A 14,158-nucleotide genomic window follows, 5' to 3' on the forward strand; every position below is an offset into this window, starting at 1 on the left:
CCAGGCCGGGGAAGCGAGGGAGGGGACAACGCATGGGACCGGAGCCGATCCGCCGCTGGGAGTCGGGCGCCCTCGCCCACGCCGTGACCGACCCGTTCGGCCAGGGCCCGCTGCCCTGGCTCCGCGGCGCCGAGCACTACTTCGACGACACCGGCCAGGTCGTGCCCTGGTACGTCGACCACACCCCCGGGGCCACCGGCCCGGTCCCCGCCCCCCGCACCGGCAGCCCCCGCACGGCCGACGACATACACCGTCAGATCAAGGGCTTCACCAGCACCGGAGCCGCCGCCCCCGGCGAGGCGATCGACTTCCACATCACCGTGGACCCGCCCCAGCAGTTCAGCGTGGACATCTACCGCATCGGCCACTACAGCGGCGACGGCGCCCGCAAGATCACGACGAGCCCCCGCCTCTCCGGCATCGTGCAGCCGGCCCCGCTGGCAGCCGACCGCACGGTCTCCTGCCACCACTGGTGGCTGTCGTGGCGCCTGCAGATCCCGTCGTACTGGAACATCGGGGCGTACGTGGCCGTCCTCACCACGACCGACGGCTACCGCTCCCACATCCCCTTCACCGTCCGCGACAGCGTCCCCCCGGGCCCCGGCGAGCCCGTCGCCCCCTCGGCCGACCTGCTCGTCCTGCTGCCCGACATCACGTGGCAGGCGTACAACCTCTACCCGGAGGACGGCCACACCGGCGCCAGCCTCTACCACGCCTGGGACGACTACGGCCGCCTGCTCGGCGAGAGCGAGGCCGCGACGACGGTCTCCTTCGACCGGCCGTACGCGGGCGCGGGCCTGCCCCTGCACGTGGGCCATGCCTACGACTTCATCCGCTGGGCCGAGCGCTACGGCTACGACCTCGCCTACGCCGACACCCGCGACCTGCACGCGGGCCGCATCGACCCCACCCGCTACCGGGGCCTGGTCTTCCCCGGCCACGACGAGTACTGGTCGACGGCGATGCGCCGCACCACCGAGCTGGCCCGCGAGTCCGGCACGTCCCTGGTCTTCCTCTCCGCCAACACCATGTACTGGCAGGTCGAGTTGGGCCCTTCGCCCTCCGGCGTCCCGGACCGCCTGCTCACCTGCCGAAAACGCCGGGGCCCCGGCAAGGCCGCGCTGTGGCGCGAAGCGGACGTCCCCGAGCAGCAGTTGATCGGCATCCAGTACGCGGGCCGGGTCCCCGAGCCGCACCCCCTGATCGTCCGCAACGCCGACCACTGGCTGTGGGAGGCGACCGGCGCGCACGAGAGCGACGAGATCGACGGCCTGGTCGCGGGCGAGGCCGACCGCTACTTCCCGCGCACCGCGCTCCCCGAGCACCAGGACCGCATCCTGCTCGCCCACTCCCCGTACGAGGACAGCGAGGGAGCCGTGCGCCACCAGGAGACCTCGCTGTACCGCGCCCCGTCCGGCGCCCTCGTCTTCGCGTCGGGCACCTTCGCCTGGTCCCCGGCCCTGGACCGCCCCGGCCACATCGACGCACGCGTCCAGCGCGCCACAGCCAACCTCCTGGACCGCATCTGCAAACGCGACTGAGGCCCCGCCCCAGCGGACACGACCGAGGCCCGTTCGCGTTCACCACGCCCCGTCCGGGCAACCCGTGGCCAAAGCCAGCTCCCGCATACGGGAGAATCGAGGACATTGGACAGAACCACGGGGAGGAACCGTGTCCGGATTCGTCGAAAAGCCCGAGCCGATCCAGGTTCCGGGTCTGGTGCATCTGCACACCGGCAAGGTGCGCGAGCTGTACCGGAACGAGGCGGGCGACCTCGTGATGGTCGCCAGCGACCGCTTGTCCGCGTACGACTGGGTGCTGCCCACGGAGATCCCCGACAAGGGGCGGGTGCTCACCCGGCTCTCCCTGTGGTGGTTCGACCAGCTCGCCGACCTGGCGCCCAACCACGTCATCTCCACCGACGTGCCGCCCGGCGCCCCCGCCGACTGGGAGGGCCGCACGCTCATCTGCAAGTCCCTGGCGATGGTGCCGGTCGAGTGCGTGGCCCGCGGCTATCTGGCCGGTTCGGGGCTCGTCGAGTACGAGCGGTCCCGCACCGTCTGCGGCCTCGCCCTGCCCGAGGGCCTGGAGAACGGCTCCGAGCTGCCCGCGCCCATCTTCACGCCCGCCACGAAGGCCGAGGTCGGCGAGCACGACGAGAACGTGTCGTACGAGGAAGCGGCCCGCCGGGTCGGCGCCGACACCGCCGCCCAGCTGCGCCAGACGACCCTCGCCGTGTACAGCCGCGCCCGTGACATCGCCCGCGAGCGCGGTCTGATCCTCGCGGACACCAAGTTCGAGTTCGGCTTCGAGGCCCGCGACGGCGAGCCCGACACACTGGTCCTCGCCGACGAGGTCCTCACCCCCGACTCGTCCCGCTTCTGGCCCGCCGACGAGTGGCAGCCGGGCCGCAACCAGCCGTCCTTCGACAAGCAGTACGTACGCGACTGGCTCACCTCGGCCGCGTCCGGCTGGGACCGCACGAGCGAGCAGCCGCCCCCGCCGCTGCCCGCGGACGTGGTGGCGGCCACCCGCGCCAAGTACATCGAGGCGTACGAGCGGCTCACGGGAACGCCCTGGGCGTAGGCACGACCGGCAGCACGACAAAGCCCCCCGGTTCCGAGAACCGGGGGGCTTTCGCTGAGCGGACGACCAGGTTCGAACTGGCGACCTCAACCTTGGCAAGGTTGCGCTCTACCAACTGAGCTACGTCCGCGCTGCGCCGAAGCGCGAGAGCAACTATACCCAACCTCGCTCCCGCGCGAGACGCACTGCCGCATGCCGGTTCTCCGCGCCGATCTTGGTGACCGCCGAGGAGAGGTAGTTGCGGACCGTTCCCTGGGACAGCGCGGCCCGCTCCGCGATCTCCGACACGGGCGCGCCGTCGGCGGCGAGTTCGAGCACCTCGGCCTCGCGGGCGGTCAGCGGGGAGTCCCCGGCGGAGATCGCGTCGGCGGCCAACTCCTGGTCCACGTAGCGGTTTCCCGCGTGCACGGAGCGGATGATCTCCGCGAGCCGCTGCGCACTGACCGTCTTCGGGACGAACCCCCGCACACCGGCTTCGAGCGCCCGCTTGAGGTGCCCCGGACGGCCGTGGCTGGTGACGATCATGGTGCGGCAGTCGGGGAGTTCGTCCCGCAGGAGTGTGGCGACACTCACACCGTCGGCGCCCGGCATCTGCAGATCGAGCACGGCGACATCAGGGTGGTGGGCCCGCGCCATGGCCAGCGCCTCGGGTCCGGACGCGGCCTCGGCGACGACGACGAGGTCGTCCTCCAGGCCGAGCAGGGCGGCGAGCGCGCCGCGGATCAGATGCTCGTCGTCGGCGAGCAGGACGCGTACGGCGGTCATGAGGCCCTGGCCTCCGGGGTGAGCGGGGCGGCGTCCGCCGGGCCGTGGGCCGCCGCGGTGCCCGGTTCCGGCAGCGGCACCCGCGCCGTGAGCCGGAAGCGTCCGTCGGCCGAGGCGTGCTCCAGCGTGCCGCCCACGGTGGCGAGGCGTTCCCCGAGGCCCCTGAGCCCGGACCCGCCGCTGCCGACGGCGGTCTCGGGCGCGCCGTCGTTCTCGATGGTCAACTCCGTACGTCCTTCCGTCACCGAAACCGTGATGGTGCACGTCTCCGCGTCGCCGTGCCGCAGCACGTTGGTGGTGCCCTCACGCACGACCCACCCCAGCGCTGCCTGTACGGCCGGGGGCAGACGGCGCTCGGGGTCGTGCGCCCCGGTCACCCGGCAGTCGATCCCCGCGGCCTCCAGGACGCCCTGCGCCCCGGCGAGTTCGGCGCCGAGCTCGGCCTCGCGGTAGCCGCGGACGACGTCCCGTATCTCCCGCTGGGTCTCGTGCGCGATCCGCTGCACCTCGACCATCTGGTCCACCGCCTCGGGCCTTCCGCGCCGGGCGAGCTGCACGGCGAGCTCGCTCTTGAGGGCGATGACGGCCAGGTTGCGGCCCATGACGTCGTGCAGGTCGCGGCCGAAGCGCAGGCGTTCCTCGGCGACGGCGAGGCGGCTCTCGGTCTCGCGGGCCCGCTCTGCCTCCCACATCACCGAAAGCGTCCAGGCCCCGCAGCGCGAGGTCAGCAGCGAGACCAGGCCGCCGCCGACGACGAGCAGCGCGAGCGCGGCCACCTGGCCCCCGCTCGCGCCGACGGCGGCGAATCCGGCCGCCACGACGACGAGGATGCCCGCGAGGTGGCGGAAGAAGCTCGGGATCGACACGGCGAAGCCCAGCGCCTCCGCGTACGGGGTGATCAGGAACAGTATGGCGAGGCCGATCACGTCGCCCTTGACGCCGTCGACCTGCTGGAGCGCGAGGGCGAGGCCGAGGCCGGCGGCACAGAGGCCGAGCATGACGGCCAGGTCGCGGTGCGGGAACGGGCCACGTCCCAGGTAGTGGTCGAGGAGCCGGCGCAGCGAGCGGTTGATCTGTACGCACTGGAGCGCGGCCACGGCGAGCATCGACCAGCCCAGGAGCTGCGCGGTGGGCTCGTGCCGCAGGTCCAGGCCCACCGGCACCGCGCACCAGCTGAGGAAGAAGATCCACGGCACGGTGTGCCACATGACGATGCTCTGCAGCTCGACCTGCTCGATCTTCCTCAGGCCGCGCCAGCCGCGCTGCCAACCCCGGATCCTGCCCACCGCTCCCTGTCCCTTCGCCCGCTCGACGGCGTCCTGACGGGCGCCGCTAGCGCCGCGGCTCCCAGCGGAACCACTTGCGTACAGCAAACACGCCGACCGCGATCCAGGCCACCGCGATCGTGAGGGCGCGCAGCGCCTCCCCCGTGTCCAGCTCACCGGTCCAGCCGCCGCGGATCAGCGCGATCACGGGGGACAGCGGAAGGAGTTCGCAGATCCTGGCGAGCTTGTCCGGCATGACTTCCAGGGGCACGGTCGCACCGGAGCCGATCAGGGAGGCGATCAGCAGTGGCATGACCATGACCTGGGCGCTCTCCACGCTCTGGCTGACGATCGAGGTGACCGCCGCGAGCAGCGGGAACATCACGAGTCCCAGGACCAGCCCCAGGGCCACGTAGTGCACGGCGCCGGGGGTGCCGACGTCGAGCATGGCGGCGCACATGCCGATCAGCACGAGGCACTGGACGAGGCCGATGGCGACGGACGGCAGTGCCGCGCCCGCGAGGATCTCGGTGTCCCGCACCTCGCCGGTGCGCAGCCGCTTGAGCACGAGTTCCTCGCGCCGGGCCGCGTACACGGTGACCAGTGCCGAGTACACGGCGAAGAGCAGGGAGAAGGCGATCGCGGACGGCAGCAGGACCGAGCCGACGGAGAGGCCGGTGCCCTTCAGGTCCATCTCCTGGGCCGCCGACTTCATGGTGAAGGGCACCACCAGGGGCACGAAGAGCGCCGCGAACAGGGTGCCCTTGGCGCGGCCGATCAGGGTGAGCTCCGCGCGGGCCAGGGAGAGGAGCCGGCCGACCGGGGTGGTCGTGGTGGTGCCGGGGGCGGGCCGGTGGGTCCGCGGGGCAAGGGTGTCGGTGGGGCTCATCGCACGGTCTCCTTCTGCTGGCGCGACCGGCGGGTGCCGCCGACCTGACGGACGTCGCCGGTCTCCTCGGCGGTCCGGGTGGCCTCCTGGGCGATCTGCAGGAACGCCTCTTCCAGCGAGGCGGCGCGCACGTCGAGCCGGTCCAGCTGGACCCGGGTCGCCTGGGCCCAGTTGAGCAGGGCCGTGGCGACCCGCTGGAGCTGGTCGGTGCGGAGCCGGATGGTGCGGCCCTCCACCTCGTGTCCGGTCACGCCGAGTTCGGCGAGCGGCGGCAGGTCGCCGGGGAAGTAGCCCTCGGGCAGTTGGAAGGAGATGCGGGCGGGCTGGGAGGCGACGACCTCGGCGACGGTGCCGGTGGCGGCGATGCGGCCTTCGTGCAGGATCGCGAGGCGGTCGGCGAGGTTCTCGGCTTCTTCCAGGTAGTGGGTGGTGAGGAGCACGGTGGTGCCCCGGTCGCGCAGGGCGCGCACCAACTTCCAGGTCTCGCGGCGGCCTTCGGCGTCGAGCCCGGTGGTGGGTTCGTCGAGGAACAGCACGTCGGGGTCGCCGAGGAGGGCCGTCGCGAGGTCTAGGCGGCGCTTCTCGCCGCCGGAGAGCTGCTTGACGCGTACTTTTCCGCGGCCGGTGAGGCCGACGGATTCGAGGACCTCGGCGGCGGGGCGGGCCCCGCTGGTGCACCCGGCCCACATGCGCAGCGTCTCGTCGACGGTCAGCTCGGAGGGGAAGCCGCCTTCCTGGAGCATCACGCCGATCCGGGGCCGTACGACGGCGCGTTCGCGGTACGGGTCGTGTCCGAGCACGCGGACGGTCCCGGTGGTGGGTGCGGCGAGGCCTTCGAGGACTTCGACGGTGGAGGTCTTGCCCGCGCCGTTGGTGCCGAGCAGTGCGAACAGCTCACCGCGACCGGCGGTGAACGAGATCCCCCGGACCGCTTCGAAGCCTCCCGTGTAGCGGCGCCGCAGGTCGGTCACTTCGATCACTTGGTCTGTCATGACTCAAGGCTCGCCCGCCGCCGGAGCCGCGGGCAGTGCGCGTTGTCATCGGCTCGCATGACAAATGTCAGACGCGGGGGAGGGGGAGGGAGAAGGAGGGGGAGAGGGAGGGGGAGGGGGGGAGGAGGGAGCGCGGTGGTGGACGTGGAGGCAGCCGGTCCTGGGCATGACGAAGGCCCGGTGTCTGGGACACCGGGCCTTCGTGACTGGAGCGAACGACGAGGTTCGAACTCGCGACCTCAACCTTGGCAAGGTTGCGCTCTACCAACTGAGCTACGTTCGCATTGCCTCCGACCAGCTCTCACTGATCGGCGCGAGCACCAGCTTACCGCACCCGAATGGGTGGTCGGTGAGCGGTGCGGAGCGGGTGACAGGAATTGCACACTGCGCCTTCCCCCTGGAAGGGGGATGTTCTACTACTGAACTACACCCGCACGACTCCTCGGGGTCCGGCCTTTCGGCCTTGCCCTTCGGCGTGCTCCAGACTCTAGCTGACCAGCGGGGGTGCTGCGCAAGTCGGTTGCGCGAGCACCCCCGTTCCGAGGTCCGGGGGAGCCCCGTCGCCTGCGTCCGGAGTCAGTTGGCGGCCTCGAACGCCTCGTACACCTTCTTCGGGATCCGGCCGCGCGGCGGTACGTCGAGGCGGTGCGAGCGGGCCCAGGCGCGCACGGCCGCCGGGTCGGGGGTCACGGCCGTGTGCCGGTAGACCTTGCCGGACTTCGACTGCTTGCGGGCCGCGTCCAGGTAGGGCGCGAGCACCTTGCGGAGTTTCTCGGCATTGGTTTGGTTGAGGTCGATCTCGTACGACTTCCCGTCCAGACCGAAGGCGACCGTTTCCGCCGCTTCTGAGCCGTCGATGTCGTCGAAGAGAGTGACCACGACACGCTGCGCCACGAATATCGGTCCTTTCGTGCGGCGCCACCGCATTGACGTGCAACGATGTGCGGTGATGCCGACTGTCCGGCAGTTTTGGGACAAAGTATCGGCTATTGCCAATTCCTTTGTACAGTGCCCGGCATTGAATAGTGAAGCCATGGAAAACCAACCGCGTGTTCCGGCGGCGTGTCCGGGAGAATACGGGCAGGCCGGGCGCTTCCCCAGCAGGGTGGGTGCGGTGGGGTGGTGGGCGCAATGGTGAACTGTGATCTTTTCCAGGATTTTTCGCGGACGTGTCCTGCTCGACGCCGTGCCGACCCCTTCGAAGTGACTGCGGTCACGTATGTTGCTACGAATCTACGCGGGTAGAAATTTTGTACGGGTAGTCTGAAGGAACCTGCTCGACGGCCCGCTCGGCGCCGACTGAGCAGTACCCCGCAAGCAGCAGCGCAAGCACCACACACCGGGAGTGCCAGTGGCACGCGTCGTAGTCGACGTCATGCTCAAGCCGGAGATCCTCGACCCCCAGGGACAGGCGGTGCAGCGTGCACTGCCGCGCCTCGGTTTCCAGGGCATCTCCGACGTACGTCAAGGAAAGCGCTTCGAACTCGAGGTGGACGGGCCCGTCGACGACGCCGCCCTCGCCCGTATCCACGAGATGGCGGAAACCTTCCTCGCCAACACCGTGATCGAGGACTTCGTCGTAAAGGTCGAAGAGCCGGCGGTGGAGGCGAAGTGACCGCTCGAATCGGAGTCGTCACCTTTCCTGGAACGCTCGACGACCGCGACACCCAGCGCGCCGTGCGCGTCGCCGGTGCCGAGGCCGTGCCGCTGTGGCACCGCGACAAGGACCTGAAGCAGGTCGACGCCGTGGTCCTTCCCGGTGGTTTCAGTTACGGCGACTATCTGCGGGCGGGCGCCATCTCGCGTTTCTCGCCGGTCATGGAGTCGGTCATCGAGCAGGCGAAGGCCGGAATGCCGGTCCTCGGGATCTGCAACGGCTTCCAGGTCCTCACCGAGACCCACCTGCTGCCCGGTGCGATGCTGCGCAACAACCACCTGCACTTCATCTGCCGTGACCAGAAGCTGCGCGTGGAGACCAACTCGACCGCCTGGACCGCCGACTACGAGGCGGGCCAGGAGATCTCGATCCCGCTGAAGAACATCGACGGACGCTACGTCGCCGACGAGCGCACCCTCGACATGCTGGAGGCGGAGGGCCGCGTCGCCTTCCGGTACCTGGACATGAACCCGAACGGCTCGCTGCGCGACATCGCGGGCATCACGAACGAGGCCGGGAACGTCGTCGGCCTCATGCCGCACCCCGAGCACGCGGTCGAGCCGCTGATCGGGACCGGCCGCACGGACGGTCTGGGATTCTTCACCTCGATCCTGAAGAAGCTGGTGGACGCCCGATGACCCTCGACACCGTCAAGCACGCGACGGAGACCCCCGAGGCCGCGCAGCCCTGGAAGGAGCTCGGCCTCAAGGAGGACGAGTACACCCGCATCAGGGAGATCCTCGGCCGCCGCCCGACCGGCGCCGAGCTCGCCATGTACTCGGTCATGTGGTCCGAGCACTGCTCGTACAAGAGCAGCAAGGTCCATCTGAAGCAGTTCGGCGAGAAGGTCCCCGAGAACGACGCGATGCTCGTCGGGATCGGCGAGAACGCGGGCGTCGTCGACGTCGGCCAGGGCTACGCGGTCACCTTCAAGGTCGAGTCGCACAACCACCCGTCGTACATCGAGCCCTACCAGGGCGCGGCCACCGGCGTCGGCGGCATCGTGCGCGACATCCTCGCGATGGGCGCGCGCCCGGTCGCCGTCGTGGACCCGCTGCGCTTCGGCGCCGCCGACCACCCCGACACCAAGCGCGTGCTCCCGGGCGTCGTCGCGGGCATCGGCGGCTACGGCAACTGCCTGGGCCTGCCCAACATCGGCGGCGAGGTCGTCTTCGACTCCTGCTACCAGGGCAACCCGCTGGTCAACGCGGGCTGCATCGGCGTCATGAAGCACGAGGACATCCACCTCGCGAAGGCGTCGGGCACCGGCAACAAGGTCATCCTGTACGGGGCCCGCACGGGCGGCGACGGCATCGGCGGCGTGTCCGTCCTGGCGTCGGAGACCTTCGAGTCGACCGGTCCCGCCAAGCGTCCTGCGGTGCAGGTCGGCGACCCCTTCCAGGAGAAGCTCCTCATCGAGTGCACCCTGGAGATCTTCGGCGAGAAGCTGGTCGCGGGCATCCAGGACCTCGGCGGCGCGGGTCTGTCCTGCGCCACCAGTGAGCTGGCGTCGGCCGGTTCGGGCGGCATGCGCGTGGAGCTGGACACGGTTCCGCTGCGCGACTCCTCGCTCTCGCCCGAGGAGATCCTCATGAGCGAGTCGCAGGAGCGCATGTGCGCGGTCGTCGAGCCGGACAAGGTCGACCGCTTCATGGAGATCTGCGAGAAGTGGGACGTCATCGCCACCGTCATCGGTGAGGTGACCGAGGGCGAGCGCCTGGAGATCTTCTGGCACGGCGAGCAGATCGTCGACGTGCCGCCGCGCACGGTCGCCCACGAGGGCCCCGTCTACCACCGCCCCTACGAGCGCCCGTCCTGGCAGGACGCGCTCCAGGCGGACGACGCGAACAAGCTGGCGCGCCCGGCGGACTCCGCCGAGCTGCGCGAGCAGATCCTCAAGCTGGTCGCGTCCCCGAACCAGGCCTCCAAGGCGTGGATCACCGACCAGTACGACCGCTTCGTCCAGGGCAACACGATCCTCGCGCAGCCCGAGGACGCGGGCATGGTCCGCGTCGACGAGGAGTCCAACCTGGGCGTCGCGATGGCCACGGACGGCAACGGCCGGTACGCGAAGCTCGACCCGTACGCGGGCGCCCAGCTCGCGCTCGCCGAGTCGTACCGCAACGTCGCCGCCTCCGGCGCCAAGCCGCTCGCCATCTCCAACTGCCTGAACTTCGGCTCCCCCGAGGACCCGGACGTGATGTGGCAGTTCGCGGAGGCCACCCGTGGTCTCGCGGACGGCTGTCTGGCGCTCGGCACCCCGGTGACCGGCGGCAACGTCTCCCTCTACAACCAGACCGGCGAGAGCGCGATCCACCCGACGCCCGTCGTGGCCGTGCTCGGCGTCATCGACGACGTCACGCGCCGCACGCCGATCGCCTTCAAGGAAGAGGGCCAGCTCCTCTACCTGCTCGGCGACACCCACGAGGAGTTCGGCGGCTCGGCCTGGTCCCAGGTCGTGCACGACCACCTCGGCGGCCTGCCGCCCAAGGTCGACCTGGAGCGGGAGCGGCTGCTCGGCGAGATCCTGATCTCCGCCTCGCGCGACGGCATGATCGACGCCGCGCACGACCTGTCCGACGGCGGCCTGGTCCAGGCGGTCGTGGAGTCCTGCCTGCGCGGCGGCACCGGCGCCCGCCTGGTGGTGCCCGACGGCCTCGACGCCTTCACGTTCCTGCTCTCCGAGTCCGCGGGGCGTGCCGTCGTGTCCGTGCCGCGCAGCGAGGAGCTGCGGTTCACCGACATGTGCGGGGCGCGGGGTCTGCCCGTCACGCGGATCGGTGTGGTCGACGGGGACGCCGTCGAGGTGCAGGGCGAGTTCACGCTGCCGCTGAGCGAGCTGCGCGCGGCGCACGCGGAGACGATTCCGGGGTTGTTCGCCTGACGCCGCTCCGACGAGAGCTGCGGGAGCCCCCGTTCGGACGTGGTCCGGGCGGGGGCTTCGGCGTTCCGGGATTGATTGAGATTACGTAATTACGTAACCTGGTAGCGTGGATCTTGAAGAGCGCGTCGCCGAACTGGAGCGACGGATGGCCGCCCTCGAGGGCGAGGACCGGCCGGCGCCCGCCGTCGGCCGCGATGACTTCTGGGCGCTCGAAGGCCTGAAGGCGCAGCTCGCCGAGCTCGGGGCTGCGGACGGCGGGGTGCTGTACACCGGAGCGGTGCGGCTGCCGACGGGCCAGCGGTACGAGTGGCAGACCGGGAGTCTCACCGACCAGCTCTTCGACGAGGACTGGGCGGCGGCCGCCGACTCGTTCGCCGCGCTCGGGCACCCGGTGCGCCTGCGGCTGCTCCGCGAGATCCTCGGCGGCCGCCGCACCGCCGCCGACCTCGCCGCGCTCGACGACATCGGTACGACCGGGCAGATCTACCACCACCTGCGCCAACTCACCGCCGCCGGCTGGCTGGAGACGACCGGGCGCGGGCGGCACGAGGTGCCCGCGGGGCGGGTGGTGCCGCTGCTCGTGGCGCTGTCCGTCGCCCGGCCCTGACGCACCGGCACGGACCACCCGGCCCTGACGCCCCGGCGCGTACCCACCCCGGCCGTGACGCACCGGCACGCACCCAACCGCACACACCAGGGGGAACGACCATGTCCATACGTCTGCGCAAACTCCTCTACGTCCTCAGCCGTGTCCTGTGGCTGGCCTTCTTCGTCCAGGTGACCGCGGGCTCCTTCGTCGACCTGCCCTACAACTACTGGCTCGGCTGGCTGCCCGTGCTCGGCGCGATCGCGCTCGACGTCCTGCGCCGCCGCGGCGCCGCGAGCCGGATCCGGGCGGAGGCCCGGCCGCCCGTCGAGGTCGAGCCCCCGGTCACCGGCCGCTGGTCCGCCCTCAACAGCCCCGCCGACAAGGTGCCGAGCCACGGCACGCACAGCCTCGGACAGACGTACGCCATCGACATCACGGCCGAGCCGGAGGGCGGGCCGAGCCGCCCGGCCCCCGTCTGGTTCTGGCCCGTCGCCCGGCACGGCCGGGCCTACCCGGCCTTCGGGGCGCCGCTGCACGCGGTCGCCGACGCCACCGTCGTGCACGCCGAGGACGGCCAGCGCGACCACCTGAGCCGCAGCTCCCTGGCCGGGGTGCTGTACTTCTGGCTGATCGAGGGGGTCGGCAGGGCGATCGGCGGGACCCGCCGCATCGTCGGCAACCACATCGTCCTCGACGTGGGAGACGGCGTGTTCGCCGTGTACGCGCACGTCCAGCAGGGCTCGCTCGCCGTCCGCGCCGGGGACACGGTCGTCGCCGGACAGCGGCTCGGCAACTGCGGGAACTCCGGCAACTCCACCGAGCCGCACGTCCACTTCCAGCTGATGGACGGCCCGGACCTGAACACGGCCAAGGGCGTGCCCTTCCGCTGGCGGGGCATCGGAGTGCCCGCGAACCGGGAGGTGTTCACGGCGGAACAGGCATCCGGCGGGAAATTGATCCAGAGCCAAACTTAGCCTGAGAGTAAAATTCATCCTGGTATGGTCCGGCCATGGCAGCACGAGAAGCCACACCGGCCGGCGAGCCCGCAGCCTCTGACCAGGTCGGTCGCGCGCCCGGCCTGCGGGAGCGCAAGAAGCGGCAGACCGCCGCCCGGATCTGGCAGGCCGCGGTGGAGCTGTTCGTCGAGCGCGGCTTCGACAAGGTGTCCGTCGCCGAGATCGCGGCCGCCGCCGACGTCTCGAAGATGACCGTCTTCAACTACTTCGGCACCAAGGAGGACCTGCTCCTCAGCCCCATGGAGGAGCACGTCGCCGACGCCGCCGAAGCCGTGCGCGCCCGCGCCCCCGGCGAGTCCGCCGCCGAGGCCCTGCGCCGCCAGCTGCTCGACCTGATCGAGGCCAGGGACTCGTCCGTCGGCCTGAGCGACAGCGCCCGCACGCTCCAGGTCCTTCGCCTGATCACCGAGACACCCGTCCTCCTGCACCGCGCGCACTCCTTCCACCTGCGCCGCCAGGAACTCCTCGCCGACGTCCTCGCGGCCGAGACCGGCGACGCGGTCCTCGCGGAGGTCGCCGCGGCCCAACTGATCGGCGTGCGCAACGCGGTGTTCGCCGAGGTGCACCGCCGCCGGGTCGCCGGCGTCCCCCTCGACCAGGTCGCCGCCGACGCCGCGCGCCTGGCCAAGGACGCCTTCGGCCTGGTGGAAAAAGGCCTCAGCGGCTACGCGGTCAAGGCTTAGGCTCCCCCCATGCCACCGGCCAAGAAGCGCACCCGCAGCTACGACCCGACCAAGATCCGCACCGCCGCGCTCGCCCAGTTCGCCACGGTGCGCACGGCCGTCGCGGGCCTGAGCCCGGAGCAACTGGCCGCGCCCACCCGGCTCGGGGACTGGACCGTGCGCGAACTGGCCGCCCACCTCACGATGGTGCTCGGCTCCGTCGCCCGCTGTCTGGACGCGCCCGAGCCGGACAAGCTCGAAGTGCCGCTCCAGGAGTGGCCGTTCCGCACGTCATCGGCAGCCGGTCAGGTCGACGAGGACGTCCACGCGATCGTCGACGAGGGCTCCGACCTGGACGCCCTGTTCGCGCACGCCCTCGACCGGCTGGCGGACACCCTCCCCGGAGCGGCCGACGACCGCCTCGTCCCGACTCGCTTCGGCGGCATGACCCTCGCCGACTTCATGGTCACCCGCACCGTCGAACTGATCGTCCACACCGACGACTTGAACGCCGCGCTGCCGGGCCTCGACGTGCCGTACGACCGCCAGGCCCTGGCCGCCTGCACCCGCCTCCTCGCCGACGCCCTGGCCGTCAAGGCCCCCGGCGGCTCGGTCGAGGTGCGCGTCCCGCCGTACGCCGTGGTCCAGTGCGTCGAGGGCCCCCGGCACACCCGCGGCACCCCGCCGAACGTCGTCGAGACCGACCCGCTGACCTGGATCAGGCTCGCCACCGGGCGGACGACGTGGGCGGCGGCGCGCGAGGCGGCACAGGTCAGCGCGAGCGGTGAACGGGCCGATCTGGGCGGGTTGCTGCCGATCATGTCGTGACGGGTGGGGCCCGAGTGCCGAGACC

At 71.2% G+C, this 14,158-nt stretch carries 14 protein-coding genes and 3 tRNA genes; 9 read left to right on the forward strand and 8 right to left on the reverse strand.

Annotated features, from left to right (window positions below; all coding sequences use genetic code 11):
* The first annotated feature begins 32 nt into the window (after positions 1-32).
* Both QUY26_RS20645 and QUY26_RS20650 read left to right on the forward strand, forming a co-directional pair.
* Positions 33-1,541, forward strand: a complete 1,509-nt coding sequence (locus QUY26_RS20645) for a N,N-dimethylformamidase beta subunit family domain-containing protein (RefSeq protein WP_289948797.1) — start codon at positions 33-35, stop codon at positions 1,539-1,541.
* 130 nt (positions 1,542-1,671) lie between these two features.
* On the forward strand, positions 1,672-2,586 hold the full coding sequence (locus QUY26_RS20650; protein WP_289948799.1) for a phosphoribosylaminoimidazolesuccinocarboxamide synthase: 915 nt from the start codon (positions 1,672-1,674) through the stop codon (positions 2,584-2,586).
* Between the two features lie 57 nt (positions 2,587-2,643).
* Here QUY26_RS20650 and QUY26_RS20655 read toward each other — a convergent pair.
* From QUY26_RS20655 to QUY26_RS20690, 8 genes are all read right to left on the reverse strand, one after another.
* Positions 2,644-2,716 (reverse strand) — tRNA-Gly (locus tag QUY26_RS20655).
* A 23-nt stretch (positions 2,717-2,739) separates the two neighbouring features.
* Complete coding sequence (locus QUY26_RS20660) at positions 2,740-3,351, reverse strand: response regulator transcription factor (protein ID WP_289948800.1); 612 nt, start codon at positions 3,349-3,351, stop codon at positions 2,740-2,742.
* The gene (locus QUY26_RS20665; RefSeq protein ID WP_289948803.1) at positions 3,348-4,637 is read right to left on the reverse strand and encodes a sensor histidine kinase; all 1,290 of its coding nucleotides are present in this window, start codon (positions 4,635-4,637) and stop codon (positions 3,348-3,350) included. Before QUY26_RS20665 ends, QUY26_RS20660 begins: the two co-directional genes overlap by 4 nt.
* Positions 4,638-4,683: 46 nt before the next feature.
* Complete coding sequence (locus QUY26_RS20670) at positions 4,684-5,505, reverse strand: ABC transporter permease (protein ID WP_289948805.1); 822 nt, start codon at positions 5,503-5,505, stop codon at positions 4,684-4,686.
* Entirely contained in the window at positions 5,502-6,497 is a 996-nt protein-coding gene (locus QUY26_RS20675) for an ABC transporter ATP-binding protein (protein ID WP_289948807.1), read from the reverse strand. The genes QUY26_RS20670 and QUY26_RS20675 overlap by 4 nt, the downstream gene beginning before the upstream one ends.
* Before the next feature lie 207 nt (positions 6,498-6,704).
* Positions 6,705-6,780 (reverse strand) — tRNA-Gly (locus QUY26_RS20680).
* 79 nt (positions 6,781-6,859) lie between these two features.
* Positions 6,860-6,931 (reverse strand) — tRNA-Gly (locus tag QUY26_RS20685).
* Positions 6,932-7,073: 142 nt separating this feature from the next.
* On the reverse strand, positions 7,074-7,391 hold the full coding sequence (locus QUY26_RS20690; protein WP_289948810.1) for a histone-like nucleoid-structuring protein Lsr2: 318 nt from the start codon (positions 7,389-7,391) through the stop codon (positions 7,074-7,076).
* Between the two features lie 457 nt (positions 7,392-7,848).
* Here QUY26_RS20690 and purS point away from each other — a divergent pair, with 457 nt between their 5' ends.
* The 7 genes from purS (at position 7,849) to QUY26_RS20725 (ending at position 14,133) form a co-directional block, all read left to right on the forward strand.
* Positions 7,849-8,112: a phosphoribosylformylglycinamidine synthase subunit PurS gene (purS, locus tag QUY26_RS20695; protein ID WP_030362773.1), complete on the forward strand. Its 264-nt coding sequence runs from the start codon at positions 7,849-7,851 to the stop codon at positions 8,110-8,112.
* A complete protein-coding gene (purQ, locus tag QUY26_RS20700; RefSeq protein ID WP_289948816.1) occupies positions 8,109-8,792 on the forward strand; it encodes a phosphoribosylformylglycinamidine synthase subunit PurQ in 684 nt (227 codons plus the stop codon). The genes purS and purQ overlap by 4 nt, the downstream gene beginning before the upstream one ends.
* The gene (purL, locus tag QUY26_RS20705; protein ID WP_289948820.1) at positions 8,789-11,038 is read left to right on the forward strand and encodes a phosphoribosylformylglycinamidine synthase subunit PurL; all 2,250 of its coding nucleotides are present in this window, start codon (positions 8,789-8,791) and stop codon (positions 11,036-11,038) included. Before purQ ends, purL begins: the two co-directional genes overlap by 4 nt.
* Before the next feature lie 106 nt (positions 11,039-11,144).
* Positions 11,145-11,645: an ArsR/SmtB family transcription factor gene (locus QUY26_RS20710; protein ID WP_289948821.1), complete on the forward strand. Its 501-nt coding sequence runs from the start codon at positions 11,145-11,147 to the stop codon at positions 11,643-11,645.
* A gap of 101 nt (positions 11,646-11,746) precedes the next feature.
* A complete protein-coding gene (locus QUY26_RS20715; RefSeq protein ID WP_289948824.1) occupies positions 11,747-12,601 on the forward strand; it encodes a M23 family metallopeptidase in 855 nt (284 codons plus the stop codon).
* A gap of 35 nt (positions 12,602-12,636) precedes the next feature.
* On the forward strand, positions 12,637-13,326 hold the full coding sequence (locus QUY26_RS20720; RefSeq protein WP_289948826.1) for a TetR/AcrR family transcriptional regulator: 690 nt from the start codon (positions 12,637-12,639) through the stop codon (positions 13,324-13,326).
* A 9-nt stretch (positions 13,327-13,335) separates the two neighbouring features.
* On the forward strand, positions 13,336-14,133 hold the full coding sequence (locus QUY26_RS20725) for a maleylpyruvate isomerase family mycothiol-dependent enzyme (protein ID WP_289948828.1): 798 nt from the start codon (positions 13,336-13,338) through the stop codon (positions 14,131-14,133).
* The last annotated feature ends 25 nt before the right edge of the window (positions 14,134-14,158 follow it).

Origin of the sequence: Streptomyces flavofungini, assembly GCF_030388665.1 — a bacterium.
In the GTDB taxonomy this organism is placed as follows: Bacteria; Actinomycetota; Actinomycetes; order Streptomycetales; family Streptomycetaceae; genus Streptomyces; species Streptomyces flavofungini_A.